The sequence below is a fragment of the Legionella erythra genome (genome assembly GCF_001467615.1).
Lineage (GTDB): Bacteria > Pseudomonadota > Gammaproteobacteria > Legionellales > Legionellaceae > Legionella_C > Legionella_C erythra.
In genome coordinates this window covers 105,047-129,028 of the sequence record NZ_LNYA01000023.1, presented here as the reverse complement: position 1 = coordinate 129,028, position 23,982 = coordinate 105,047, and the positions used below count along the sequence as shown (strand labels likewise).

The window sequence follows — 23,982 nt, the reverse complement described above, 5'->3', positions numbered from 1 at the left end:
GATGGAAAATACAGCTATTCTCCATGATCGCGCCGGTCAGGTAAATGATTCACATTGAGAAAGAGATTCGTTATAATAACGCGCCCATGTTCAATTAACGCGCGCAGGTGAAGACAATAATTAAGCTCATTAAAAAGCTGTTACGGAAATCCAGGACTAAACAAGTGCCTGTTAATGCCAGCTACATCATTCCCCGTAATCATCATCGTTTATCGAAAACAGATATCAGCCCCAACGCCCTTAAAGTACTTAATCGCTTAAGCAGTTCGGGATTTGAGGCCTATCTTGTTGGCGGAAGCGTGCGCGATCTTTTATTGGGCAAATCACCGAAAGATTTTGATGTGGCGACCAATGCCACGCCCATTCAAATTAAAAAACTGTTCCGTAACGCACGCATTATTGGCCGTCGTTTTAAACTGGTTCACATTATTTTCCATCGCGATATCATCGAAGTGGCGACCTTCCGGGGCAGTGAGGCCATGGATGCCAACCAGCAAACCAATGAACAGGGCATGCTGGTACGCGACAATGTCTACGGCACCCTGGATGAAGACGCCTGGCGGCGCGATTTCACCATCAATTCGCTGTATTACAACATGGAAGATGCCTCCATTGTTGATTTTACCGGTGGAGTCAAGGATGTCCACGATCGTGTGGTTCGCATGATCGGGGATCCGGTCACCCGTTATCAGGAAGATCCTGTCCGCATGCTGCGGGCTATCCGCTTTTGCGCCAAGCTGCATTTTAATATGGCGCCAGAAACCAGCGCCCCGCTCGTTCAGTTAAGCCCGCTGATTCGTCATGTTTCCGGTTCGCGCCTTTTTGACGAAATGACCAAGCTGTATCAATGTGGCGAAAGTGAACGCGTGCAACGTTTATTGCAAGAGCATGGGCTATTTGCCGAAATCTTTGAGCAAACACATCGCCTGTTAAACAGCGACTACCCGGTGAATGCGCTTTTAGGAATTGCGCTTGAAAGCACAGACTCGCGTATTCGGGATAACAAACCGGTAACGCCTGCTTTTCTATTTGCCGTGTTGCTTTGGTTCCCGCTTAAGGCTAAAACCCTGCAATTGCAACAGGAAGAAAATATCCCAGCCCTGCCGGCGCTGGAACGGGCCATGAATCATGTAATCACTGAGCAAAACAAGGTTATCGCCATACCCAAGCGCTTTACCCAGGTGATGCGGGAAATGTGGCTCCTGCAATTTCGCTTTAATAAGCGCCATGGCGGAAGAGCCTTAAACCTGTTAGAACACCCCCGCTTTCGTGCTGCCTTTGATTTCCTTGCCCTCAGGGCATTGGCTGGTGACGAATCCATGGAGCTGGCCCAATGGTGGACCACGTTTCAGGATGTGTCCGAGCAGGAACAGGCCGCGATGATTGCTGCCTTAGCCCCACCGCCTTCGCGAAAACCAAAACGCCGCCACAAGCCTAAAACCGTGTCATGACCCGTGTTTATTTAGGCTTAGGCAGCAATCTTGGCTCGGCTGAGAGGCAGTTACGCCGTGCTTTGGCTGCCTTGCGAACTCTTCCCGAAACCCGACTTTTACAAGTGGCTCCTTTTTATCGAAATGAAGCCTGGGGAAGAAAAGCACAACCTCGTTTTACCAACACCGTCGCCGAACTTGAAACCAGGCTTTCTCCACGCGTTTTGCTGGCGCATTGTCACAAAATTGAACAAAACCAAGGCCGCCTGCGTCAGCTTAAATGGGGTGCGCGAACCCTGGACATTGATATTTTGCTGTTTGGTCCACTGGTCTTAAATAGCCTGCAGTTGACTATCCCTCATCCCCGATTGTTGGAGCGGGATTTTGCCTGCCTTCCCTTACTAAGCATTAATCTACTGGTCAAACTTCCTGATGGTCGCCTGCTGGCTGATGCCGTGCAATTTTAATTGCATTTGTCTTTTCTAAAGAACTAACTACACTATCATATAAGCACGGCGGTTTTTAGCGAGGGAATCGTGTACGCCAACATTTTGCATGCCACGGATTTAAAAGAAAACCATTTTGCCATGTGCCAGAAAGCCGCGGCCATCGCCAAAGCATTTGGAGGCACACTTCATCTTCTTCATGTAATAGAACCACCCGCTTCGTTGCAATTAGCCCAGGGACTGGGTTTTGCTGAATTAGGCAACCCGGTGAAAGACGACGCGGTGACTGTCATGTCTATCCTGGGCGAAGCCCTGGGGATCCCTGTGGCGCAGCAGCATGTTGAAATCGGCTCCATTAAACAACTGGCGCTCAAAAAGGTAAAGGAACTGGGCTGCGAGTTAGTGATTCTCGGTAGCCATGCGCCGTCGCATTTGCCTGCCTTTTTAGGGAGTACAGCCCATGCTGTGGTCCATCATGCCCCTTGTGATGTATTAACATTACGCATGCGCTAGAGGCCATGCCTGAATGACTCGACGGGCAATGTCGGTAAACCGTTTTGGTGTCAGCGCCTCCTCTATTTCTTCTTTTTGATTATCTTTAAGCACCTGATAAAAACTTTGATAACCTATTTCAGTGAGCAGGTTGTTATAGGACGCCACATCGATATGCGCCAGTTTTTCATTTTCGCGCGGCATAGGCGGTGGAATCAGGGCCGGTGCGATGTGTTGCTCATAGGCATAGCCTATTTCGAGCAAAAGACCCTCCTTATATGATCCGGCTATTAACTCAACCCCAACTGGCATGCCTTCTTTTGTATAGCCTATATTGATACTTAAAGCGGGCAAGCCGGCATTGGAGGCCACTGGAGCCTGCCAGGTATTGACCTGATAGGCATCATAAGTCGCCTCACCCACCCGGCTAATCGGCATCAACAGAACATCCAATTGATTATCACGCATGTATTTTTCAACATAGGCTCGGTTGTTGGAAAAACGCTGCAGCGCCTCGTGGTAAGCGCGGCTATCTTTAGCCGGCAAGTTAGTTAAAAATTGGAGACATTCGTTTACATTGCCATAGACCCGCGTGCGGTTGGACTGGCAAAAGTCGCGGTAATTTTTGCGCACACTGGCAAATGATTTAAAATAGCCATTGATCTCCTCACCCATCCCGGACATGTTGACGTTACGATTATTAATAAAATCTGTGAGATAAATATTATCAATGACGGTAACTCCCGCGCCGCTGAGTTTTGTCAGTGTCGTTTGCAGGAGTTGTTCAATGTCTTTCGGCATCGACTGAAACGTGTTGATTAGACCAACCTGACATACTATCCCTAAGCGTTTGCCCCGCAATCCTTCTTTATTGAGAAATGACCGGTAAGTTTTTACTCGGGGTACAGGCCGTGTTTTGCTATCCTCAGGATCCGGTTGAGCGATTGCATCAAGAATTAAAGCCAGGTCTTCAATACGGCGGGCTATGGGACCTGCCGTGCCATCCAGATTGCCATTCGGGAAAATCCCCTGTTGACTGAGCAATCCCGTACTGGGACGCAACCCATACAAGGCGTTAAATGCCGAGGGTATGCGGATGGAGCCGCTGTTATCCGTTCCGATTCCTGCCAGGGCAAAGCCTGCACTCACGGCGGCAGCTGTTCCTCCGCTTGAGCCGCCGGGATTTTTTTCGGTATCGTAAGGGTTGCCTATACGGCCGCTGCGGCTGCTGATGCCAAACATACCCGAAGCCAACTCATCCATGCCCCCTTTGCTTAAAATGACAGCACCCGCTTTTCTTAACCGATCCACTAAAAAGGCATCTTTAGCCGGTTGATTACCCAGCAAGGCAAGGCTACCCACTGTACTCGTTGAATCATAGGAATCGATATTGTCTTTGATAATTATGGGCACACAATGCAACGGTCCAGTCAAACGGTGGGTTTTAGCATAATAATCATCCAGTGCCTGAGCCGCAGCCATGCTTTGGGGATTGATGACCGTCAATGCATTAATCGGTGGCTTGTCATCCCCGCCCAGGTTATATTGCTTTATCCTGTCGAGGTAACGGTTAAGCACATCCGTACAGGTGATTTCACCCTTAACCAGCTTGGCCTGCATGTCTTCGATGCTGGCAAAAGGGGGCATACCGGCGGTGCCGTAAGCGTGGGTACTCAAAGCAAGAAATAGCATGCACAAGCCATTTTTTGTTCTTTTCATGCGCATAAACCTTCTTTTAACTACCGAATGGATTAATCATACCTCGTATTGACTATAATAACCCAGTACCAGACCGATGATTGGTAATTTATCGATTTATCAATTACTTTACTCATTCATCAAATTATTGGCCTGCCAAATTTGTCTATACTAATAAAAATGTTAGTCCGCTTCAGGAGGATAAGCCGTGCAGCCCACATTGTTAATTGTTGACGACGAGCCCAGCACCCTCATCAGCCTTAAGCGCACATTAACCCCCGAAGGATATAATGTCCATACTGCAGAATCCGCTTTGGATGCTCTTAAAATTCTTGAAACCCTCCCCGTTGATATCATTATCTCCGACATGCGCATGCCGCAGATGAGCGGCGCAGAATTTCTCAAGGAAGCGGCTGAGCGTTGGCCGGATGTCCGGCGCATCCTGATGACAGGATATGATGATATTCATACAGCGATTGTCGCCATTAATGTCGGCCAGGTGAATTACTATCTTGCCAAATCGTCTAAAAAAGAGGAAATGCTCAGCGCGATTAACAGCATGCTGGAGAATAAACTGCTGCGCGATCAAAATCGCATCATGCAGGAACTGATTAACCAGCAGAATGAAAAATTAAAGCTTTTAAATACCCAATTGGAAGAGAAAATCCAAAAACGCACAGCTGAACTTCACCGCAGTTATGGTGATTTACAGGAAACACACGAAGCCGCCATTCAGGTTTTTTTATCCATTCAGGAATTAAATGAAACTCACAACAAGGGGTATTCACGCAAAGTAGCCACTCATGCCAAACTTCTGGCAAAAGCCATGCACCTCACTGAAAAAGAAATTCAGACCGTTTATCTTGCGGCTATGCTTCATAATCTGGGCCGCAACGGTTTGCGTGAAGAGATACGGTTTAAGCCTTTCGCCCAACTGACAACCCGGGAATATCAGGAATTCAAACAGTACCCTATGTTAGGCGCCATGTCCCTTTCTGCCTTTCCTTCTTTAAAAGAGGTCGTCAATACCATTCTTTATCACCGGGAGCGCTTTAATGGCAAAGGTTATCCGCATGGGGTTAAAGGCGATTCCATCCCGCTTTTCTCAGCCATACTTTCCATTGCCGTCGATTACAACGAATTGATGTATGGATTGATTTTTCAAGAAAAATACCCTGCCAAACAAGCTTTGGCTTATATGAAAGAAAATGAAGAACGCTATGACCGAAAATTATTGTTGCTGTTCATGGATATTATTGCGTCGCTACCGGAACAACAGACCGCCTTGATGGAAAAGGCGTTAGAGCCGCATCAATTAATCAACGGCATGGTCTTATCAAGGGATTTGAAATCCAGCGAAGGGTTTATCTTTCTCAAAAAAGGCTGCAAACTGGACGATGAGCTGATTGAGCGGATTACAGCACTTCGACATATTTTAGTCCATGTGTACGACAACGTGATTCCACCTGCCGCACCACAGGATTAACGCTTTTTCACATGCTTCATCAATCGCCTTTTGCGCTTGACCTGCCGTTCCGTTAATTTATTTCTTTTCCCTTTAAATGGGTTTTCACTGCCTCTAAACTCCAGTTTCAAGGGGGTTCCCACCAAATTGAGATGATGGATAAACGCATTGGTTAAATAGCGTTTGTAACTGTCGGGCAAAGCATCCAGTTGGTTACCGTGAATCACGATGATAGGCGGATTGTGTCCGCCAGCATGGGCATAGCGTAATTTAATCCGGCGCCCGCTGACTAAGGGTGGATTATGCTGAGTCACCAAATCCTGCAGCAGCCGGGTTAATTTAGGCGTCGATAACCCCTGCATGGCAGAACGGTAGGCTTGTTCAATGTCATTGAATAATAAACCGACCCCACTGCCATGCAGTGCAGAAATAAAGCGCGTTTTTGCAAATTGGACAAAATGAAGGCGTCGAGCCAATTCGTCTTTAACGTGGTCTTTGTGTGAGTCATCAAGTCCATCCCACTTGTTTACCACAATGACTAAAGCCTTGCCTGATTCGACAATAAAGCCCAGCAGGTGCATGTCTTGTTCGGTTAACCCCTCTCTTGCGTCAAGGAGCATCAGGCAAACATGAGATTCGCGTATGGATTGCAGGGTTTTGATAATAGAAAATTTTTCAATTTTTTCATCGACGCGTGATCGTCTGCGGACACCCGCGGTATCAATCAAAATGTAATTTTTTTCATCACGGACAAAGGGTATGGCAATGCTGTCGCGGGTTGTTCCCGGCATATCATACACAACAACCCGCTCTTCGCCGAGAATACGGTTAACCAGGGTAGATTTACCCACATTGGGACGCCCAACAAAAGCAATTTTGATTCCCTTGTCGCCGCTGCTGTCCTCTTCCGCAGCCGGTGGGAAATCATCGGTCATGGCGCGCAGCAACGAGTGTATACCCCGCCCATGGGCAGCCGAAACAGCATACAGCTGATTGAAGCCTAATGATTGAAAGTCAGCGGTAGCAATTTCTTCATCGAGACCATCGCTTTTATTCACCACCACGAAAACCGGTTTGTTTATTTTTCGCAATTGCAGTGCAATCTGCTCATCGATACCGGTTAATCCGGCTCTCGCATCCACGAGAAAAAGCACGATATTGGCTTCGTCCAAAGCAATCTCTGATTGCCTGGACATGAGTTCATCCACTGCCTCATCATCAACACCGACGCCGCCGGTATCAATCACAATGAATGGTTTCTCTTCATAAACTGCTTCCCCGTATTGCCGATCGCGGGTTAATCCCGGGAAATCGGCAACCAAAGCATTCTGCGTACGCGTCAAACGATTAAAGAGCGTCGATTTACCCACATTGGGCCGACCAACCAGAGCAATAACAGGTATCATCGATTTAGCTCACTGTATAACGGCTTAATTTACCATTCGACGTCATGACATAAAGGTTATTACCTAATGCCAGCGGAGCGACGCTCACAGCACCATTCATCGGCGCCCTGGCGAGAAATTCGCCGCTTTGTGTTGACAACACATGCATCATGCCGGTTTTATCACCCACAAACAGGCGATCGCCCATTAACACGGGTTCTGTCAATCCTCGGGCTTTTAAGGCAACCTGTTTCCAGTTCACCTGGCCATTGCGGGTATTGATAGCCCAAATGACGTCATTGCTGTCAGTGAGGTACAAACTCCCTCCACGAACAACCATATTTTTATAAAGCGACACGGGTTTGCTCCACAGGAATTGCCCATCGGTCAGCGAAATGGCGCCAATATAACCCTGGTAACTGCCGAGAATAGCCACATTACCGCGAATAATCGGATCGGCATCAATATCGACTAACCGTTCAACATCGCTGGATCCTGTCGCATACACAAGGCTTTTTTGCCACAGCAAGTGCCCGGATTCCAAATCGACCGCATCCATTTTACCATCGGAGTAACCCACAACAACCACATTGCCCATGACCACAGGTGACGAGCTGGCTTTAAGAATCAGATTGGGAGCCCCATGCACAGAGACCCATTTTTTCTCGCCCGAGTGCACATCAAAAGCGTACAGGTTGCCGTCAATCGTTTTGGCGATGACTTTGCCATGAGAAATAATGGGTTTTGCCAATACTTCGCCCGATACCTTGGCTTTCCAGAGCTCGGAACCATCCTGTTGTTTTAAAGCAATGATGGAGGAATCATCAGAGGCCAGTATCAGGCTGCCATCACCAACTGCCGGGCCGCTAACAAGCGCATAGGGTACTTTTTTAGCCCACTGCTGAGCGCCGGTTGATTTATCAATAGCCTGAACATACCCGCTATGATCCGCACTGTACAGTACATTGCCAGCGACAGTTGGCCTCAAACGAAGGTAGGTCTCATTTTTTCTTGACCCACCAACAGGCGCATTCCATTTTTCAATCATTGCCACTTTGGCTTTGACTGGTTTTAACTCGGAGGGTTGCGGCGTATTGTCTTTGCCGAGCATGTAATCATCAATTTTACTACAGGCTGGCAATAAACCAATCAATGCCAGCGCCATCATGTTTTTACTTAACTTAAGAAACATAAAACCTCTTATTATGCAGCTTGTAAGGAATGATTATCTACAGTCGTAGACTGAGTCATGGCCGCCAATTCATTGGTTTTCATCTCAAGAAAGAGATTGCCCATGCCATGAGTACGAACCTCGGTAATGGCTTCCTTATAAGAAATAATCGCCTGCTGATATTTACCGGTGGCCGCATAAATATCGCCTTTCAATTCATTAATGACCGGCATGTAGGCATTATCATCCACAACGGACAATTCCGTTAAAGCCTTGTCATAGGATTTCTCCGCCACAAGCAAACGAGCAATGCGTATTTTGGCAATTTGTTTTAAGGCAGAAACCCTGGATGCCGAAGCGACCTGATTCAACAATTCCCGAGCTTCGTTATACTTTTCTTTATTAACCAGCAGCTTGGCCAGCGTCATTCTTGCCGCATCAGCATAAACCGTTTGACCATAGTCATTTATTAACTGTTTGGCATAGGACTTAATCCCTTTATTATCATGATTGGAAAAAGCAACCATCAGGTGCTCGTAGGCCGATGATGCCTGCGTATTTATTTTTTCCTGATGCCAATGCCAATATTTGTAGCCGGCAGCACCCAGCATGATAAACGACAGAATGACTGTTATTACCGTGCTGTAACGATTCCACCATTTTTTAATCGCTTCTAATTGCTCTTCTTCAGTCATATAAACCGACATCATCTTCTCCTGCCATCATCCAAGATAGTCTGTAAATGAGTTGCTAAATCCTGTTGTGGGATAGTGACCTGATCTTCCTGATTACGCAAGTTTTTAAGGCTCACTAACCCATTTTTTACCTCATCATCCCCTAAAATCAGGGCAAAATCAGCACCGCTCTTGTCGGCTTTCTTAAATTGGCTTTTAAATCCTCCACCGACTGTATTGGTCATGACACACCAGTCTGGATTGACATGACGTAACTCTTCAGCCAGGGTCAGTGCACGCATCAGCGCCTCATCCCCGCTGGCAATAAGAAACAGCGAAGGCTTTTTGCAGAATTCCGGCACGCGTTGTAATGTTTCCATCAACAGCAACAACCGCTCTTCACCCATGGCAAAACCAATGGCAGGCGTTTTATTGCCGCCCAAGTGTTCAACCAGCGCATCATAGCGCCCGCCAGCACAGACAGTCGCCTGACTGCCTAACTGATCAGTAACCCATTCAAATACCGTGTGACCATAATAATCCAGTCCTCTCACCAGAAAGGGATTAATGTCATATGCAATACCCAGCGTCTCAAGGCCTGCACACAGCTTATCAAAATGGCATCTGCTTTCACTGCCTAATGCATCGATGAGACGTGGCGCCTGGCTCACCAAAGCCTGTATATCGGGGTTTTTGCTATCCAGAATTCGTAAGGGGTTTTTTTCAAGGCGCCTTAAGCTGTCCTCATCAAGGACATCCAGATTGGCTTTGAAAAACTGCACCAGTTTTTCTTTATAAGCATGACGCTCTGACAGTTCACCCAGGGTGTTAATCTCTAAACGCACCGACTGCTCGATGCCGAGCGTCCTCCATAATCGGGCACAAAGAGCCAAAAGCTCAAGTTCTATTGCCACACCATCGATACCGAGGACTTCCACGCCAAATTGATTAAACTGGCGGTACCGTCCCTTTTGTGGCTTTTCATGACGGTACATTGGACCGATGTACCATAACTTCTGTTGCTGATTATGCAATAGGCCATGTTCAAGACAGGCGCGCAGACAACCTGCTGTTCCTTCCGGGCGCAAGGTGAGGCTATCCCCGTTCAAATCAGTAAAAGTATACATTTCTTTTTCGACAATATCGGTTACTTCACCAATAGTACGTTTGAAAAGCTGCGTACTTTCGACTAAAGGAAATCGTATTTCCTGGTAGCCATATTGAGACAGGCACTGGATGAACAAGGTTTCCAGATTACGCCACATCGCCGTCTGATGGGGCAGGACATCGTTCATACCCCGGATTGCTTGGATTCTCTCAACCAAATTACTTCTCCGTTGAGGTGTCTGAGTTTAATCGAAACATGGATTGCATCTTGGAAATATCCGTGAGCTTGACTTCAATCTGCTGTTCCACCTCATTGGCATCAGGTTTTTTGAGCGAAGTCACCTGGCTATCGTTTTTTGTAAAAAACAATGGCTTGTCGCTGTTTTTTTGCCACCAGAAACTCACCGCCGCCACCGCAGCAATAACAATGCAGGCTGTTATCCAGCGCACTGCACGCTCGCCACGATGCGATTCCCGCTTGCTTTGCCACAAAGCTGCCTTTTCAGGCTTGCGTTCAGCCACCACTGTTTTGTTAAAGGACGACACATAGGGTTCGGCTGCAACACCGAGTAATTTGGCGTAAGCACGAAAGTATCCCTTGACAAAAACCGGCTCCGGCATTTGTTCATAGGCATCCTCTTCAAGAAGCTCAATTAACCGCACCCTGAGGTGCAGTTTACCCGCGACGTATTCACGGCTGTACCCTTTCTTTTCCCGAATAAGGGCTAACTGGGCACCCGGGTTTTGGATCAGGTTATCTGCTTGCGCTTCATCCATTGGCACTGTCGAATTCATTTTTATCTCCGGCATAGTCGGTATTACGGGTTAATTTATTCAGGCGCGCTTGATAATCCGCAGCAACCTCTGTTTTCCCCAATTTGGTCGCGGCATCCGCCGCCAGGCTTAACAAAACAGGATCATTTAATGATAACTCCTGATATTTCTGTAAATACTTCAGCGCTTTATCCGGTTGATTTTGTTTTAAAGCGATCGTCGTTATCTCCAGCAACGACTGCTTGCGCTCCGGATCCTGCTCCAGCGCTTTGCTGAAATAAATTTCGGCCTTGGCATAATCCGGCACGGCGGTAGCGCATAAGCCGGCGTTCTCATAAGCGCCGGCGCTGTGCACGTAGTGAACATCACTCACCGCTTTTAAAAAATAGCTTTCTGCCTCTTTGTATTTACCGGCACGGCATAGAAAAGTACCGAAATTATTCAGTTGCGCACCACTGTTAGGCGCCAAAGACAAGGCCTTTTTGTAATAAATGCGGGCCTCCTCCATGTCGCCTGTTTTTTCAAGGAAATAAGCCATGGCGACATTCACATCCGGTGAATCCGGCGCCAACTCCAGGGCGGTGAGCAGCTTGCGTTTCGCTCTCGGCCTGTCGCCCTGCTTTAAATAGCCCATGCCTAACTGTACATTGAATGAGGCCGCGTCACTGAGTTTCTGAACGTTTTCGGCTTTTTGCCGTTTAGCCTCCATACTGTGCTGACAGGACTGCAGTAAGGTCAGCAGACCGCAGAACAGGAGAAAGCGGAACATGGCTTTAACCGACATGAACGGGGAATGGTTTGGAGTAAAACCGGCTATCGGGCCAGCCTGTTCTTTCAGTAAGTTCAACGGCAAGCGTAATTGTCTTAACACAGTAATCACAACGCGTTAGAAAAGATTGAGCATTATAACCATGAATACCTGAATTTCAAAACGCTTATGTGAAGGATTCTTCGTTAAATTCCTCGGGTTTTTGGGGCATAAAATGCAATTTCTGCCAGCGCTGGGAGCGACTGGTGCGATCATTGACCTTCCCCGCCAACTGGCCACAGGCAGCATCAATGTCATCACCGCGGGTTTTGCGGGTTATCGTGTTGATGCCTTTGGCAATCAATCGGTCCCTGAAGGCATCGATGGTTTCTTTGGACGAGCGCTCGTATTGCGTCATGGGGAAAGGATTAAACGGGATCAAATTCACTTTAGCCGGAACATTGTGCAGCAATTTGATTAATTGATTCGCATGTTCGGGTTGATCATTGACCCCTTTTAACATGACATATTCGAAAGTCACCTTACGCTTGGGCTCATCCTTGAAGTAAGTCCTGCAAACGTCCATGAGTTTAGCGAGAGGGTACTTCTTATTGATGGGTACCAGTATGTTGCGCAACTCATCGGTTGGCGCATGGAGCGAGACCGCTAGCGATACCGGGCTCACTTCCCTCAAACGGATAAGATCGGGCAGAACGCCGGAGGTGCTTAAGGTCACACGGCGCTTGGACAAACCGTAGGAAAAATCATCCATCATTAAATCCATGGCGGTGACCACATGATCAAAATTAAGCAATGGCTCACCCATGCCCATCATCACCACATTGGTCACTTTTTTGTCATGGTGTCCCTGACTTGTTGACAACTCACGAACAGCGAGCCAAACCTGACCAATGATCTCAGCCGTGCTTAGATTACGGTTAAACCCCTGCTTGGCGGTCGAACAGAAACTGCAGTTTAAGCCACATCCTACTTGAGACGATACGCACAAGGTACCGCGAGTGGCTTCAGGGATAAATACCGTTTCAATGGAGTTACCGCAGTCCAGCTTAAGCAACCATTTATGGGTCCCATCGCTGGATTTCTGGCAACTGATGATTTCAGGCAGGCGAATTTCAGCTACCTGTGAAAGCTTTTCGCGCAGGGTCTTACCCAAATTGGTCATCTGCGCGAAATCGTTGAAGCCAGCCTGATGAATCCATTGCAATACCTGCTGGGCACGGAAAGGCTTTTCACCGAGTTCGGTGAAAAAATCGCGCATTTGCTGGTAGTTAAAATTCAACAGGTTGACTTTACTGCTCATGATTTTCTCAATAACGGCTTATCGTGTGCACACGTCGTGCGGTTCAAAAAAGAACGCAATTTCCTGGTGTGCGGTTTCAGCGCTGTCTGAACCATGGACGGCATTGGCATCAATGCTGTCGGCAAAATCAGCACGAATCGTTCCGGGAGCAGCTTCTTTTGGATTGGTCGCACCCATTAAATCACGGTTTTTAGCAATGGCGTTTTCGCCCTGCAGGACTTGAATCATCACCGGACCTGAAATCATGAAGGTAACCAGATCATTGAAAAAAGGACGCGCTTTATGCACAGCGTAAAAGCCTTCGGCCTGTTCACGGGTAAGTTGAGCCATACGGGCGGCAACGATTTTCAAACCAGCTTTTTCAAAACGGGAATAAATCTCACCAATTACGGATTTGGCTACGGCGTCAGGTTTAATAATGGATAACGTGAGTTCTTGTGCCATGAATGCTACTCCAATGTTAAATAAAGGGGCATATTATACCTGAAAACCAGCGCGATTAGCTAATGATTAACGCAAAATATCTCCAGGAGGCCGCAGCCCTTCATAACCTGCCGTCAGGATTGATCGCCGATGCTGGCATCAAAGTGAAGTTCTTCCCGATTGATCTCGGTCTGAACCGGGTTTATTTTGTAGTCGGGCAGCTGAATTAAGAGTTCATTCGCTTTGATAATAGCGGCTTTAAATTCCTCGCGGTAACGCTTCAGCGTGTGTGACATCTCGGTTATGCGGTGGCTGAACGCCTGGGCTGCCTCATCCGTGTCGCGGTTAAATCGATTCAGTTGAGCTATTTTTTCAATAAAAACCGCCTTTATTTCGTTATTTAAAGTCAATCCCAATTGCGCGGCCACGCTTTGCCAATATGCTGCATCAGGCTCAGGGTGGTCAAAATCATGGTGTGCCAACAAGGACAAAACCGCCTGTTTGATTTGCTCATTACTTTGATTAATTCGATTGCGGCGTAATTCATCGCTAATTTCTTTGGCTACACGCAACAACGCCTCGTTCCAATTGGCAGCATGTTTAATCAGCATGGATTGACTTTGAGCAATCAGTTTGTCCTGCTTTAACTCCTCCTGATGAAAACTCTCGCCCATAGCCACGAGTTTCTCCCGTTCGGCATTTAAAGTTTCCCGCGTTTGAGCGCCCGGCGAGGTGTCGCTTTTACCACTTTCACCCGATAGCAGGTAATCAATGTATAATTTTTGCCCATAAACCTGATAATCCCGGGCCTGTTGAAAAATAATGCCGTTAAACACGTTGCGTAAAGGCAGTCGGAGCAATTGATGGTAAAATGTATGCGGTTTTTTGAGCGCGTTCAGCAGATCGTCATGGCTCAGCTTAATTTTATACCGCTCAAGCAGGCGTTCAACTGTAATCAATCCATAGGTGGAAAGCCACATTGATAAATCATTTTCCGTTTGCTCTTCGCTCATTCTTTTTCCAACTTGATTTTACAACTGTCTGTGATATAAGGCGGTTAAACCTATTATAGATTAATAATCTGATGCTAAACCCTCTCCCCAATGATTTGCAAATGTTAATTGATTTTTTAAAGACACCAACGCCTAAAGCCTGGATAGAGACGGCTGTCAATCACATTCCCCTCCTCTTGCTTGATCATGCCCATTGTGAGCGGAAAGCGGCGGCTACCGCAATCAACTTCATGAGCAAGTACCCCGAAAACAAGGCGCTGGTCGCCATGATGTCGCCTCTAGCAAGGGAAGAATTGCTTCATTTTGAGAAAGTGATTGATTTAATGGCCGCACGCGGCCTCACATTTGGCCCCCTGCACCCGTCTGCCTATGCCCAGCAACTGCATGCCCTGGTCATTCGCCGCGACGGCAAGCAGCGTCTGTGCGAGCAATTGCTGGTCGGCGCCATCATTGAAGCCCGCTCCTGCGAACGCTTCAACGCCTTAATCCCTTTCCTTAAAGACCAGGTGTTGCAGAAATTTTATCAGTCTTTAGTCAAATCAGAGGCACGGCATTTTGAGAATTACTTAAGTCTGGCATCTGATTGCGGGATTAATTTCAGCGAACGCCTGGCAGAATTTATCGAGCGGGAAAATGCGCTGATAACCAGCGGAGACAGGGTTTTCCGCTTCCACAGCGGCGTTCCCTGTCTTTAAAGGCTTGACGATTAAGGCGCGGGCGTGGAGGAGGTTACTTTATCCATTTCCGCATTCATATGATAGCGGTGAGAAAAGAAACTTTGCAGGCTTTTTTGGTCATCCGCGTTCAGCTGAATGAAGGTTTCTTTTGTCATGGGCTGTTGGGTGGTTTTGTTCTTTAAAACAGGAGGATTCTGACTGTTATCGATGACATAATCCCGTGTTTTTGCCCAAGCCAGGAAACCTGTCTTGAATACGTCCTGTTGCTCGTCAGGTAGAGGCTTGCCATCATAGGTGACAGACAGGGTAGTTCCCCCTTTGTCGGTGAAATCAATATTCAATTTAAGGGGAAATAAATCATCTTTTTTCCATCCTTTTTCGCGTAATTTGTCACCTATTTTATCACCCAGATGCAACCCCTTTTCATCCAGCATTTTAACCAGTGGGGCAAAACCCAGTTTGCTATCCAAAAGCCCCTTTACCAGCGGCTCAACTGGAATACCATCAAATGTCACACAAAGTGCGGCGTGCAAGGTTCTGCAGGCGTTAAGGATATTCATCATGATCGTCATCCATTCGTTATATCCTTCCATCCCGCGGGCCAACAGATCATCAGCAGCTTTTCCGACTTGAGCCCATTTTTCAATCAATTTGATATCGCGTTCTTCCTTGCGCAGCACATCCATCTCGCCTTTAAGTTGGGCTTGTTTTTCCACTTCCTTGTCAGTAAGTGCCTTACGGATGGAGCGGTCGCGTTCCTCCTCCAGGATTTTTTTGGCCTCTTCTTCTCTGGCTATCTGTTCACGGGTTTTCATAATCATTCCTCATCGAATAGGCTGTACAAATTCAAAACCTTTTGGTTTATCATAACACAGTATGCTGGGCGTGTCATCCCAATCACTGAGCACATACCGATAATAATCCAGCGCCTGTTCATGATAGGCGCTCAGTCCTGGTTTATGGGTATGCCCGTGTATCACCCGCTGCACACCATGATGGCGAAGGTCTTTAAGCACAATACTCACCACCACGTCCATCATGCGTTCATCCTTGTTGCGCTGTTGCTGGCTGCGTTGCCGGATATGGCTGACCAACTGGTTGCGGTAGCTAAAGGGTAACCTTAAAAAGAATGAAATGAACAGGCGGTTACGGGTTAAGCGGCGGAAACGCTGATGCGCCTTGTCCAGCGTGCAATAACGGTCACCATGAGTCAGCAAAACCGGTAAACCGTCCAAAGTAATAAGGTGAGGATCCGGCAAGAGCGTCATACCGGCCAGGGCGGCAAAGCGTTTTCCCAGTAAAAAATCGCGGTTACCGTGCAGGTAATAAATGCTTAATCCTTGCGCAGAAGCCTTCGCCAGCGAGCTGGCAATGCTTAAACTCCATTCGTCGATGCCATCGTCCCCTGGCCAGACATGGAAAAAATCACCGAGAATATAAAGTGTCTTTGCGTTGGCCACAGCCCAATTCATGAAGGCATGAAAACGCTGCGTGATGGTCGGTACATCAGGATGCAGATGGAGATCGGAAATAAAAACAGCCTCTAGCATAGAGGCTCGATCTGGATATGTTCATCCTGAAGATAGATCTGACAGGGTCCCTGATGCGGTTCAATGGCATCACTTAAGCGATAAAATCCGGCAATGGATACCAGCTCCGCTTCCAGTGACTGGCAGAATATCCTCGCTTGCCTGTCCCCGGACATGCCGGCTAAGGCCCGTCCCCGTAACGCACCATAAACATGGATGTTCCCGTCGGCCAGCAATTCCGCCCCATGACTGACCGAGGCGGCAATAACTAAATCCCCGCCTTTGCAAACCACCTGCTGGCCGGAACGCACCTGGGTCGTTAATAATTTACTTTTAATCGGCTCAGCGGCTGGGGCTGCATCATCAGAAACATCATCGAGCAAGGGCTTGTCATGAGTCGATGAGGCGTGGAGAACCGCAAGCCCCATGCATTGCCCGATTGAATTCAGCAAGGGGTTGGCCCCCTGGATGGCCACGGGTAAAATATTTTTTAAACGCAGTGCCTGGCAAAACGCCTGGAGATCAATTTCACTGTCTTGAATCGCCGTGAAATCCAATACGACCGGCGTATTATCAAACAATTTGGGTGCTTTGGCGATCACTTCATCCAAATAATGCTCAAAAACAGTGAGTTCCTGATTCAATAATTGCAGCACGGTAAACGTATAAAGCCTGCCTTTGAGTTTAAATGCTTGTGATTTCAACAAATTATCTGCCATAACTACGATATCCATCACTGACTTTTTTATTTATACTAGCATGAGGCAATAAATAACAGAAGGACATCATCGTGGATAGAATATGGTTGGCGCAATACCAAGAGGGCGTTCCCCATACAATTAATCCGGAAGAGCATGCCTCCCTTGTCTCTTTATTTGAAGATTCATGTAAGGCGCATGCCAAAAAAACAGCCTATGTGAATCTCGGTTGTGAATTGACCTATGAGGAACTTGACAGAAAAAGCTATCAATTCGCATTGTACCTGCAACAATTGGGATTAAAGCGGGGAACCCGCGTTGCTCTGATGATGCCGAATGTTCTGCAATACCCTATTGCTCTTTTTGGCTTGCTTCGCGGCGGATTTATCGCTGTGAACACCAACCCGCTTTACACGAGTGACGAATTGATTCATCAAATGAATGATTCCGGCGCCGAGGTCATCATCGTGCTGGCCAATTTTGCCAAAACGGTGGAAAAGGCCCTGCCCCATACCGGCATTAAGCACGTCGTGGTGACCGAGATAGGCGATGTTTTTCCAACGGTCAAGCGCATCCTGGTGAATGCCGTAGTCAAATACATTAAAAAAATGGTGCCGCATTTCCACTTACCCATGGCTATCCGTTTTAATGAAGCGCTGAAACAACACAGCGGTAAAACGCTCAAACCCGTGTCATTGAATCATCAGGATATCGCCTTCCTGCAGTATACTGGAGGCACCACTGGTGTTGCCAAGGGCGCGGTATTAACCCATGGGAATATGGTTTGCAATGTGTTGCAGGCCTACGCCTGGATTAAACCCATGCATATCGAGGAACAGGACATTATTGTCACCGCCCTGCCCCTTTATCACATTTTCTCGTTGACCGCCAATTGCCTGACTTTCCTTAAAGCCGGTGCGAAAAATATCCTCATCACCAACCCACGGGATATTCCGCATTTCATTCATGAAATCAAGAGCAGCCGTTTTACGGCCATCACGGGAGTTAATACCCTGTTTAATGCACTGCTTAATAATCCCAAATTCAAGGATGTCGATTTCTCTCAGGTTAAACTCGCGCTGTCCGGGGGCATGGCTTTACAGAAAAGCGTGTCCCTGCGCTGGAAAGAAATGACGAAAACCCGCGTACTGGAAGCCTACGGCTTAACAGAAACTTCGCCTGCCGTAACCATCAACCCCATGTACCTTGAAGATTACAATGGCAGCATCGGCTTGCCCTTACCCTCCACCGATATTTCCATCCGCGACGAAACCGGGCAGGAAGTGGCGCTCGGTACCCCAGGCGAATTGTGCGTGAAAGGGCCACAGGTCATGGCCGGCTATTGGCAACGGCCGGATGAAACCGCTTTGGTTTTCACCAAGGATGGATTCCTGCGTACGGGGGATATTGCCACGGTGGATGACAAAGGTTTTGTTTACTTAGTTGACCGTAAAAAAGACATGATCGTCGTCTCAGGTTTCAACGTCTATCCTAACGAAGTAGAGCAGGTGATCAGCATGCATCCCGGCGTTCTTGAAGTAGGCGTTGTCGGCGAACCGCATGAAGAAACCGGCGAGCGCGTTAAAGCCTGTATTGTCAAACGCGATCCGGAATTGACCTCAGAGGAAATTATCGCATTGTGCAAAGAGCATTTAACCGCCTACAAAATTCCCAAAGTGGTTGAGTTCTACCATGAATTGCCCAAAACCAACGTCGGCAAGATTCTGCGCCGGGCTTTGCGCGGGTAATTAATGGCTTAAATCAAGGGCGCACAACTGCATCATGATGCGTGCGGTTGCGCCCCAGACGAACCGGTCAGACTCACCCACATATCGGCAGGATTCAAACACCATCCCCTCACGTTCAATGCGAATCGGTTGGTAATTTGTTTTTCTGCACACCTCATTTAATGGGATACGAAATACATCGGCCACTTCCTGATCATCAAGCCGGTAAGGATGAAGGGCTTTGATTTTGGCAAGCCAGGGGTGGATAATAAAACCCGTCAACGTTTTTTCCACTGCCAACGGGACTTCGGAATGAATACGCCCGGCGTCAATCCCGAGCTCTTCCCACAATTCCCTTAACGCCGTGCGGTAAAAATCCAGATCACCAGGCTGCCAACGACCGCCTGGAAAACAGATTTCACCAGGATGGTTTTTGAGTTGCGGGCTTCGTTGAGTTAGGATCAATGATTGACTGCTTTCCTCAACCAGCACGATAACTGCGGCATCGTGCCCTGTCTTCTTCCTATCCATTTTTTTCAAGCTCCCGGCTGATGGCCGCAATTTTAGTAAAACATTCCTGATATTCTTCCTCACAATTGGAATCAATTACGATACCGCCACCAGCTGACAGGCTGACTTGCTGCTGCCCGGTTAGCAAGGTACGGATAGCAATGTTGGTATCCAGGCGGCCGTGGGCGGAAAAATAGCCGATGCTGCCGCAGTAAACCCCACGTCGGAAATGCTCCTGCTCAGCAATAACCCGCATGGACTCACGTTTCGGCGCACCCGTAATGGATGCCCCGGGGAAACAGGACAGAAAAGCGTCCACCGGCGAAACGCCCTCACGGCACTGGGCCTCCACGTCACTGACCAAGTGATGCACCGCCGCGAAACTTTGTAAATCGCATAGATGGCTGACATTCACTGTACCCGGTTTTGCGATTTTACTGAAATCATTGCGCATCATGTCGACAATCATCACATTTTCCGCACGGTTTTTCTCACTGGCCAGCAGGCGATTTTTATAGTGTTCATCGATGGCTGGATCAGGCGAGCGCCGTTCTGTCCCTTTAATTGGCGAGGCCAGTAAGGCGCCATTCTCCATTTTCATAAACCGTTCAGGGGAAAAGCTGACAATATCGCCTTCGCAAGTCTTAAGGTAGGCGGCAAAAGGGACCGGATTATTGTGCCTGATGCGAGTATAAAGATCCCAACTGCGTCCTTCATAACGGGCCAGGAAAGGTTGCGTATAATTGGCCTGATAACATCGACCTTCCTGCAGGGCTTGTTGAATCCGGGTAAACGCTGTGCGGTATTGCTCCCGGGTAATTAAGGGTATAAACGGGCTGATTTTCGCGGGGTAACGGCCCGAGGATGGATGATGCCAACGGGACAGGACTTCGGTAAGCAGCGCACGGGTCGCGGGCTGGCTATTGGCTGCGAACAGTTGCACCGTTTTCTGCTGGTGATCCGTAATGATGGCCCAATCGTAAAAACCCAATGCAGCCAGCGGCTTTGTTCCAGGTAGCGACGACGGCTGCTCAACAGGAATACCCATCAGAGCGCATCCCAAATCATAGGAGAAAAAACCAAGGGCGCCGCCTTGAAACGGTAAATTAAGCGGCAGGGAGCGCGACGGCAATGCCGCTTTAAACCGCTCGACAAACCAGTGCAAATCATCTGCTGTCCGCATAACCAGCGTGTCATAGGGGCAAGCGGTCAGGATGTCATAACGTCCTCGTATCCTGTCGACACTTTCCAGCAGTGCAAACCCGGGTAAATCCAACAAGGCCTGGTAGTTATCTATCAGGTCCGTAGAGTAGGGCAAATGAATAAGAGTATAGTCGGTCAACACGTCAATCCGCTAATCGGGTGGGCGGTCATAAAATAGGCTGAGTATAGGCTAATTTAGCACTCTGATTCCACCTTTACGCAACGGCTCTGTCATTTCCAGGCTAAACGGTCCCAAGGGTAGTTTTTGCAAAAAATAGTGAGTATTCTATGGCGAATGTTTGTGACAAGGAGAGAACCCGTGACGACCGTCGCCCGTTTCGAAATCACCTTTACTCAATATCTCAATGAAAAAGGTGAACAAAGCCATTCCCTGCCGGCATTCGCCAAAGAAAAAGCCGTGCTTCAGGAACTTTACCGCATCATGGTTCGCACGCGAACCTTTGATAAAAAAGCCATTGCCTTGCAGCGGACGGGGAAAATGGGAACCTATGCCCCCATTAACGGTCAGGAAGCCATCTCCACCGCCATCGGCCATGCCATGCGCAAAGAAGATATCCTGGTGCCCTATTACCGAGATTATGCCGCTCAATTTCAGCGCGGCGTCAAAATGTCAGAAATTTTAGCCTATTGGGGCGGCGATGAGCGCGGCAGCCAGTTCAGCTGCAATTCAGAAGACTTGCCCATTTGTGTTCCCATCGCTTCGCAATGCCTGCATGCCGCCGGCGTCGCATTTGCATTTAAATACCGTAAACAGCCCCGTGTTGCCGTGACCTGTATTGGGGAGGGCGGAACATCCGAGGGTGATTTTTATGAAGCCATGAATGTCGCCGGCGCCTGGAAATTACCGGTTGTTTTTGTCGTCAACAATAACCAATGGGCGATTTCCGTGCCATTGTCCAAACAGACCGGCACCGAGACTGTTGCTCAAAAAGCCATTGCCGCCGGTTTTGCCGGGGTCCAGGTTGACGGTAACGATGTCATTGCCTGCCGGGAAGTCATTGGTGAAGCCATCGAAAAAGCCAGGCGCGGCGAAGGCCCGACCTTGATTGAAGCCATTACTTACCGCCTTTGCGATCACACCACCGCCGATGATGCGACCCGCTATCAGCCTCAGGAAGAAGTTGAACAAGCTAAATTAAAAGAACCCATCGGCCGTTTCAAGCACTTCCTCGAACAACAAAAATACTGGTCAGCAGAGGACGAAGAGGGATTACAACAGGAAGCGGCCGATTTGGTGCAGGCTGCCGTTGACGAATACCTGGCACGTCCTGGCCAACCCATTACCAGTATTTTTGATTACCATTACGCACAATTGCCAGAATATCTGGTCGAACAGCGTGCGATAGCCATGGAGGAAGCAGGTCATGCCTGATATAACCTTGATTGAAGCGGTGACACAAGCATTGGCTTATGAATTGCAACACGATGAGAATGTCGTCGTTTTCGGCGAAGACGTGGGTAAAAACGGCGGCGTGTTTCGCGCCACCGTAAATTTACAGGAACGTTTTGGCGAACACCGCGTCTTTGATTCACCGCTGGCTGAATCGATGATCGCAGGCTTAGCCATTGGCATGTCGGTGCAAGGTATCAAACCAGTGGCCGAGTTTCAGTTTATGGGGTTTATTTATCCCGCGATGAACCAGATCATTTCCCATGCAGCCAGAATGCGTAACCGCACGCGCGGACGCCTGCATTGCCCACTGGTATTCCGAGCACCTTTTGGCGGTGGTATCCGCGCGCCGGAGCACCATTCGGAAAGCACCGAGGCCCTGTTTGCCCATATCCCGGGTTTGCAGGTGGTTATCCCCTCTTCACCCAAACGAGCCTATGGCCTGCTGCTCGCAGCTATCCGAAACCCGGATCCCGTCATTTTCCTTGAACCCAAACGTATTTATCGACTGGTTAAACAGCCCGTGGAAGACAATGGCGAAGCCCTGCCCTTAGGCCAATGTTTCACTTTGAAAGAAGGCGAGGACGTAACGCTTATCAGTTGGGGAGCCAGCATCCATGAGACGCAACAAGCAGCCGCCCAACTGGCAGAGGAAGGGATTTCCTGTGAGGTCATTGATGTAGCCACAATCAAGCCCTTAGACATTGAAACCATTCTGGCTTCCGTTGAAAAAACCGGCCGTTGCGTGATTGTCCATGAGGGCGCAAAAACAGGCGGCGTGGGCGCTGAAATATCCGCCCAGATTATGGAACAGGCAATGGATGCCCTGCTGGCGCCGGTTCAGCGCGTCACCGGATATGATGTGGTTATGCCCTACTTCCAGCTGGAAAAACACTACATTCCCAGTGTCAAACGAATCAAAGACAGCGTCTTAAGCATAATGGAGTGACCATGAATATTTTTAATTTACCTGATCTGGGCGAAGGCCTGCCGGATGCCGAAATACACGAGTGGTTTGTCAAGGAAGGCGATACGGTGAAAGCCGATCAACCCCTGGTATCCATGGAAACCGCCAAAGCGGTTGTCGATGTACCCTGCCCGGAAGCAGGCACCATCGTCAAGCTATTCGGCAAACCCGGCGATGTCATTAAAACCGGCGAGCCCTTAGTCGGTTTTGCCGCCAGCGACAGCATAAAAAAAGCCGACAAGGGTACCGTCGTTGGTAATCTTGAAGAAAGCAGCGAAGTCAGTGAAGATAATTTTATTATCGGTGCCAGCCGCAGTACCTCACAACGCATCAAGGCAACACCCGCGGTCAAAATGCTGGCTAAAAAACTGGGCGTCAACCTGCAGACCCTCACCGGGACAGGTGAGCACGGGGTCATCACCCGTTCGGATGTAGAAGCCGCAGCCAATAAACAAACTGTTTTACCCGACGGTTTTGAGCCGCTGCGCGGTGTGCGCCGCGCGATGCTAAACAGCATGGTGCAATCGCATCAGGAGGTCGTTCCAGTCAGTATTTTTGATGAAGCAGACATTGACTGCTGGAAAGAAGGCAATGATATCACAGCCCGCCTGATTCGAGCCATTTGCGATGCGTGCAAGGTGGAGCCCGCGCTCAACGCCTGGTTTAATACCCAACACAGTGCACGCCGGTGTTTTGACGAGGTGCATTTGGGACTCGCCATGGACAGCGACGAGGGCTTGTTTGTTCCCGTTATTCATAAGGCTGAACAATGCTCACCGGAACAATTACGCCAAATCATCAATGATTATAAGCAGGCCGTCCGAGACAGAGCGGTTGCGCCGGAGAAACTAAAAGGCGCCACCATTACCCTATCGAATTTTGGTAAATTTTCAGGGAAGTTTGCAAGTCCGATTATTGTGCCGCCCATGGTCGCTATTTTAGCGGTAGGCCGCCTATACCAGGGCGCGGTGGTTGAAAACGGCGCGTTGAAATCGCACCGCCTGTTGCCCCTGTCTTTAAGTTTTGATCACCGGGCGGTCACCGGTGGTGAGGCGACCCGTTTTCTCGGTGCCGTGATTCAATCCCTGTCGAAACCTGTATGAAGCGGAAAAA

General features: G+C 48.5%; 24 protein-coding genes. 9 read left to right on the top strand and 15 right to left on the bottom strand.

What is annotated here, in order from left to right; all coding sequences use genetic code 11:
* The first annotated feature begins 164 nt into the window (after positions 1 to 164).
* The 3 genes from pcnB (at position 165) to Lery_RS05470 (ending at position 2,389) form a co-directional block, all read left to right on the top strand.
* Positions 165 to 1,451 (top strand): polynucleotide adenylyltransferase PcnB, encoded by a 1,287-nt coding sequence (gene pcnB, locus Lery_RS05480; RefSeq protein ID WP_237759153.1) that lies wholly within the window; start codon positions 165 to 167, stop codon positions 1,449 to 1,451.
* On the top strand, positions 1,448 to 1,897 hold the full coding sequence (folK, locus tag Lery_RS05475) for a 2-amino-4-hydroxy-6-hydroxymethyldihydropteridine diphosphokinase (protein ID WP_058526252.1): 450 nt from the start codon (positions 1,448 to 1,450) through the stop codon (positions 1,895 to 1,897). The genes pcnB and folK overlap by 4 nt, the downstream gene beginning before the upstream one ends.
* A 69-nt stretch (positions 1,898 to 1,966) precedes the next feature.
* Positions 1,967 to 2,389, top strand: a complete 423-nt coding sequence (locus tag Lery_RS05470) for a universal stress protein (RefSeq protein WP_058526251.1) — start codon at positions 1,967 to 1,969, stop codon at positions 2,387 to 2,389.
* Here the strand turns inward: Lery_RS05470 and Lery_RS05465 are convergent.
* Positions 2,375 to 4,087: an amidase gene (locus Lery_RS05465; protein WP_162262954.1), complete on the bottom strand. Its 1,713-nt coding sequence runs from the start codon at positions 4,085 to 4,087 to the stop codon at positions 2,375 to 2,377. The two genes, Lery_RS05470 and Lery_RS05465, sit on opposite strands and share 15 nt — an antisense overlap.
* 187 nt (positions 4,088 to 4,274) lie before the next feature.
* On the opposite strand from Lery_RS05465, the gene Lery_RS05460 reads away from it, so the two are divergent.
* Positions 4,275 to 5,552 carry an HD domain-containing phosphohydrolase gene (locus tag Lery_RS05460; protein ID WP_058526249.1) on the top strand — a complete coding sequence of 426 codons (1,278 nt, stop codon included), beginning with the start codon at positions 4,275 to 4,277 and terminating at the stop codon, positions 5,550 to 5,552.
* On the opposite strand, the gene der is transcribed toward Lery_RS05460, so the two are convergent.
* The 9 genes from der to Lery_RS05415 all read right to left on the bottom strand — a co-directional run bounded on the left by der (position 5,549) and on the right by Lery_RS05415 (position 14,147).
* The gene (gene der / locus Lery_RS05455) at positions 5,549 to 6,937 is read right to left on the bottom strand and encodes a ribosome biogenesis GTPase Der (RefSeq protein ID WP_058526248.1); all 1,389 of its coding nucleotides are present in this window, start codon (positions 6,935 to 6,937) and stop codon (positions 5,549 to 5,551) included. The two genes, Lery_RS05460 and der, sit on opposite strands and share 4 nt — an antisense overlap.
* Before the next feature lie 4 nt (positions 6,938 to 6,941).
* The gene (gene bamB / locus Lery_RS05450) at positions 6,942 to 8,108 is read right to left on the bottom strand and encodes an outer membrane protein assembly factor BamB (RefSeq protein ID WP_237759152.1); all 1,167 of its coding nucleotides are present in this window, start codon (positions 8,106 to 8,108) and stop codon (positions 6,942 to 6,944) included.
* Positions 8,109 to 8,119: 11 nt separating this feature from the next.
* Complete coding sequence (locus Lery_RS05445; protein WP_058526247.1) at positions 8,120 to 8,794, bottom strand: YfgM family protein; 675 nt, start codon at positions 8,792 to 8,794, stop codon at positions 8,120 to 8,122.
* Complete coding sequence (hisS, locus tag Lery_RS05440; protein ID WP_058526246.1) at positions 8,794 to 10,086, bottom strand: histidine--tRNA ligase; 1,293 nt, start codon at positions 10,084 to 10,086, stop codon at positions 8,794 to 8,796. The genes Lery_RS05445 and hisS overlap by 1 nt, the downstream gene beginning before the upstream one ends.
* Before the next feature lies 1 nt (position 10,087).
* Positions 10,088 to 10,663: a helix-turn-helix domain-containing protein gene (locus Lery_RS05435; RefSeq protein WP_058526245.1), complete on the bottom strand. Its 576-nt coding sequence runs from the start codon at positions 10,661 to 10,663 to the stop codon at positions 10,088 to 10,090.
* Positions 10,638 to 11,513, bottom strand: coding sequence for a type IV pilus biogenesis/stability protein PilW (gene pilW / locus Lery_RS05430; protein ID WP_237759150.1), 876 nt, complete (start codon positions 11,511 to 11,513; stop codon positions 10,638 to 10,640). Before pilW ends, Lery_RS05435 begins: the two co-directional genes overlap by 26 nt.
* Positions 11,514 to 11,577: 64 nt before the next feature.
* Positions 11,578 to 12,711 (bottom strand): dual-specificity RNA methyltransferase RlmN, encoded by a 1,134-nt coding sequence (gene rlmN / locus Lery_RS05425; protein WP_058526244.1) that lies wholly within the window; start codon positions 12,709 to 12,711, stop codon positions 11,578 to 11,580.
* An 18-nt stretch (positions 12,712 to 12,729) separates the two neighbouring features.
* The gene (gene ndk, locus Lery_RS05420) at positions 12,730 to 13,155 is read right to left on the bottom strand and encodes a nucleoside-diphosphate kinase (protein WP_058526243.1); all 426 of its coding nucleotides are present in this window, start codon (positions 13,153 to 13,155) and stop codon (positions 12,730 to 12,732) included.
* Positions 13,156 to 13,268: 113 nt separating this feature from the next.
* Positions 13,269 to 14,147, bottom strand: coding sequence for a hypothetical protein (locus tag Lery_RS05415; RefSeq protein ID WP_058526242.1), 879 nt, complete (start codon positions 14,145 to 14,147; stop codon positions 13,269 to 13,271).
* A gap of 71 nt (positions 14,148 to 14,218) precedes the next feature.
* Between Lery_RS05415 and Lery_RS05410 the strand changes: the two genes are divergently transcribed.
* Complete coding sequence (locus tag Lery_RS05410; protein ID WP_058526241.1) at positions 14,219 to 14,842, top strand: MiaE family protein; 624 nt, start codon at positions 14,219 to 14,221, stop codon at positions 14,840 to 14,842.
* An 11-nt stretch (positions 14,843 to 14,853) separates the two neighbouring features.
* On the opposite strand, the gene Lery_RS05405 is transcribed toward Lery_RS05410, so the two are convergent.
* From Lery_RS05405 to minC, 3 genes are read right to left on the bottom strand one after another with little or no spacing between them, the layout of a single operon-like run.
* Positions 14,854 to 15,639 carry a hypothetical protein gene (locus Lery_RS05405; RefSeq protein ID WP_058526240.1) on the bottom strand — a complete coding sequence of 262 codons (786 nt, stop codon included), beginning with the start codon at positions 15,637 to 15,639 and terminating at the stop codon, positions 14,854 to 14,856.
* 9 nt (positions 15,640 to 15,648) lie between these two features.
* On the bottom strand, positions 15,649 to 16,374 hold the full coding sequence (locus Lery_RS05400; RefSeq protein WP_058526239.1) for a UDP-2,3-diacylglucosamine diphosphatase: 726 nt from the start codon (positions 16,372 to 16,374) through the stop codon (positions 15,649 to 15,651).
* Complete coding sequence (gene minC, locus Lery_RS05395) at positions 16,368 to 17,072, bottom strand: septum site-determining protein MinC (RefSeq protein WP_058526238.1); 705 nt, start codon at positions 17,070 to 17,072, stop codon at positions 16,368 to 16,370. Before minC ends, Lery_RS05400 begins: the two co-directional genes overlap by 7 nt.
* 71 nt (positions 17,073 to 17,143) lie before the next feature.
* Between minC and Lery_RS05390 the strand changes: the two genes are divergently transcribed.
* Complete coding sequence (locus Lery_RS05390) at positions 17,144 to 18,799, top strand: AMP-binding protein (protein ID WP_058526237.1); 1,656 nt, start codon at positions 17,144 to 17,146, stop codon at positions 18,797 to 18,799.
* Here the strand turns inward: Lery_RS05390 and Lery_RS05385 are convergent, their stop codons facing one another.
* Together Lery_RS05385 and pabB are read right to left on the bottom strand one after the other, a co-directional pair.
* On the bottom strand, positions 18,800 to 19,309 hold the full coding sequence (locus Lery_RS05385) for an NUDIX hydrolase (RefSeq protein ID WP_058526236.1): 510 nt from the start codon (positions 19,307 to 19,309) through the stop codon (positions 18,800 to 18,802). It lies immediately after the preceding gene.
* Complete coding sequence (gene pabB / locus Lery_RS05380) at positions 19,302 to 20,630, bottom strand: aminodeoxychorismate synthase component I (RefSeq protein WP_058526492.1); 1,329 nt, start codon at positions 20,628 to 20,630, stop codon at positions 19,302 to 19,304. The genes Lery_RS05385 and pabB overlap by 8 nt, the downstream gene beginning before the upstream one ends.
* 180 nt (positions 20,631 to 20,810) lie before the next feature.
* On the opposite strand from pabB, the gene pdhA reads away from it, so the two are divergent.
* The 3 genes from pdhA to Lery_RS05365 are packed head-to-tail and all read left to right on the top strand — an operon-like array spanning position 20,811 to position 23,972.
* Positions 20,811 to 21,884 (top strand): pyruvate dehydrogenase (acetyl-transferring) E1 component subunit alpha, encoded by a 1,074-nt coding sequence (pdhA, locus tag Lery_RS05375; RefSeq protein WP_058526235.1) that lies wholly within the window; start codon positions 20,811 to 20,813, stop codon positions 21,882 to 21,884.
* Positions 21,877 to 22,851: an alpha-ketoacid dehydrogenase subunit beta gene (locus Lery_RS05370; RefSeq protein ID WP_058526234.1), complete on the top strand. Its 975-nt coding sequence runs from the start codon at positions 21,877 to 21,879 to the stop codon at positions 22,849 to 22,851. Before pdhA ends, Lery_RS05370 begins: the two co-directional genes overlap by 8 nt.
* A gap of 2 nt (positions 22,852 to 22,853) precedes the next feature.
* A complete protein-coding gene (locus Lery_RS05365; protein WP_058526233.1) occupies positions 22,854 to 23,972 on the top strand; it encodes a dihydrolipoamide acetyltransferase family protein in 1,119 nt (372 codons plus the stop codon).
* Positions 23,973 to 23,982: the final 10 nt, after the last annotated feature.

Coding starts and splice junctions, on each gene's coding strand:
- Lery_RS05445 (WP_058526247.1), bottom strand. CDS start 8,794: ATGTCGGTTTATATGACTGAAGAAGAGCAATTAGAAGCGATTAAAAAA.
- Lery_RS05465 (WP_162262954.1), bottom strand. CDS start 4,087: ATGAAAAGAACAAAAAATGGCTTGTGCATGCTATTTCTTGCTTTGAGT.
- Lery_RS05405 (WP_058526240.1), bottom strand. CDS start 15,639: ATGAAAACCCGTGAACAGATAGCCAGAGAAGAAGAGGCCAAAAAAATC.
- Lery_RS05435 (WP_058526245.1), bottom strand. CDS start 10,663: ATGAATTCGACAGTGCCAATGGATGAAGCGCAAGCAGATAACCTGATC.
- bamB (WP_237759152.1), bottom strand. CDS start 8,108: ATGTTTCTTAAGTTAAGTAAAAACATGATGGCGCTGGCATTGATTGGT.
- Lery_RS05365 (WP_058526233.1), top strand. CDS start 22,854: ATGAATATTTTTAATTTACCTGATCTGGGCGAAGGCCTGCCGGATGCC.
- Lery_RS05385 (WP_058526236.1), bottom strand. CDS start 19,309: ATGGATAGGAAGAAGACAGGGCACGATGCCGCAGTTATCGTGCTGGTT.
- ndk (WP_058526243.1), bottom strand. CDS start 13,155: ATGGCACAAGAACTCACGTTATCCATTATTAAACCTGACGCCGTAGCC.
- rlmN (WP_058526244.1), bottom strand. CDS start 12,711: ATGAGCAGTAAAGTCAACCTGTTGAATTTTAACTACCAGCAAATGCGC.
- folK (WP_058526252.1), top strand. CDS start 1,448: ATGACCCGTGTTTATTTAGGCTTAGGCAGCAATCTTGGCTCGGCTGAG.
- Lery_RS05400 (WP_058526239.1), bottom strand. CDS start 16,374: ATGCTAGAGGCTGTTTTTATTTCCGATCTCCATCTGCATCCTGATGTA.
- minC (WP_058526238.1), bottom strand. CDS start 17,072: ATGGCAGATAATTTGTTGAAATCACAAGCATTTAAACTCAAAGGCAGG.
- Lery_RS05415 (WP_058526242.1), bottom strand. CDS start 14,147: ATGAGCGAAGAGCAAACGGAAAATGATTTATCAATGTGGCTTTCCACC.
- Lery_RS05410 (WP_058526241.1), top strand. CDS start 14,219: ATGCTAAACCCTCTCCCCAATGATTTGCAAATGTTAATTGATTTTTTA.
- der (WP_058526248.1), bottom strand. CDS start 6,937: ATGATACCTGTTATTGCTCTGGTTGGTCGGCCCAATGTGGGTAAATCG.
- Lery_RS05370 (WP_058526234.1), top strand. CDS start 21,877: ATGCCTGATATAACCTTGATTGAAGCGGTGACACAAGCATTGGCTTAT.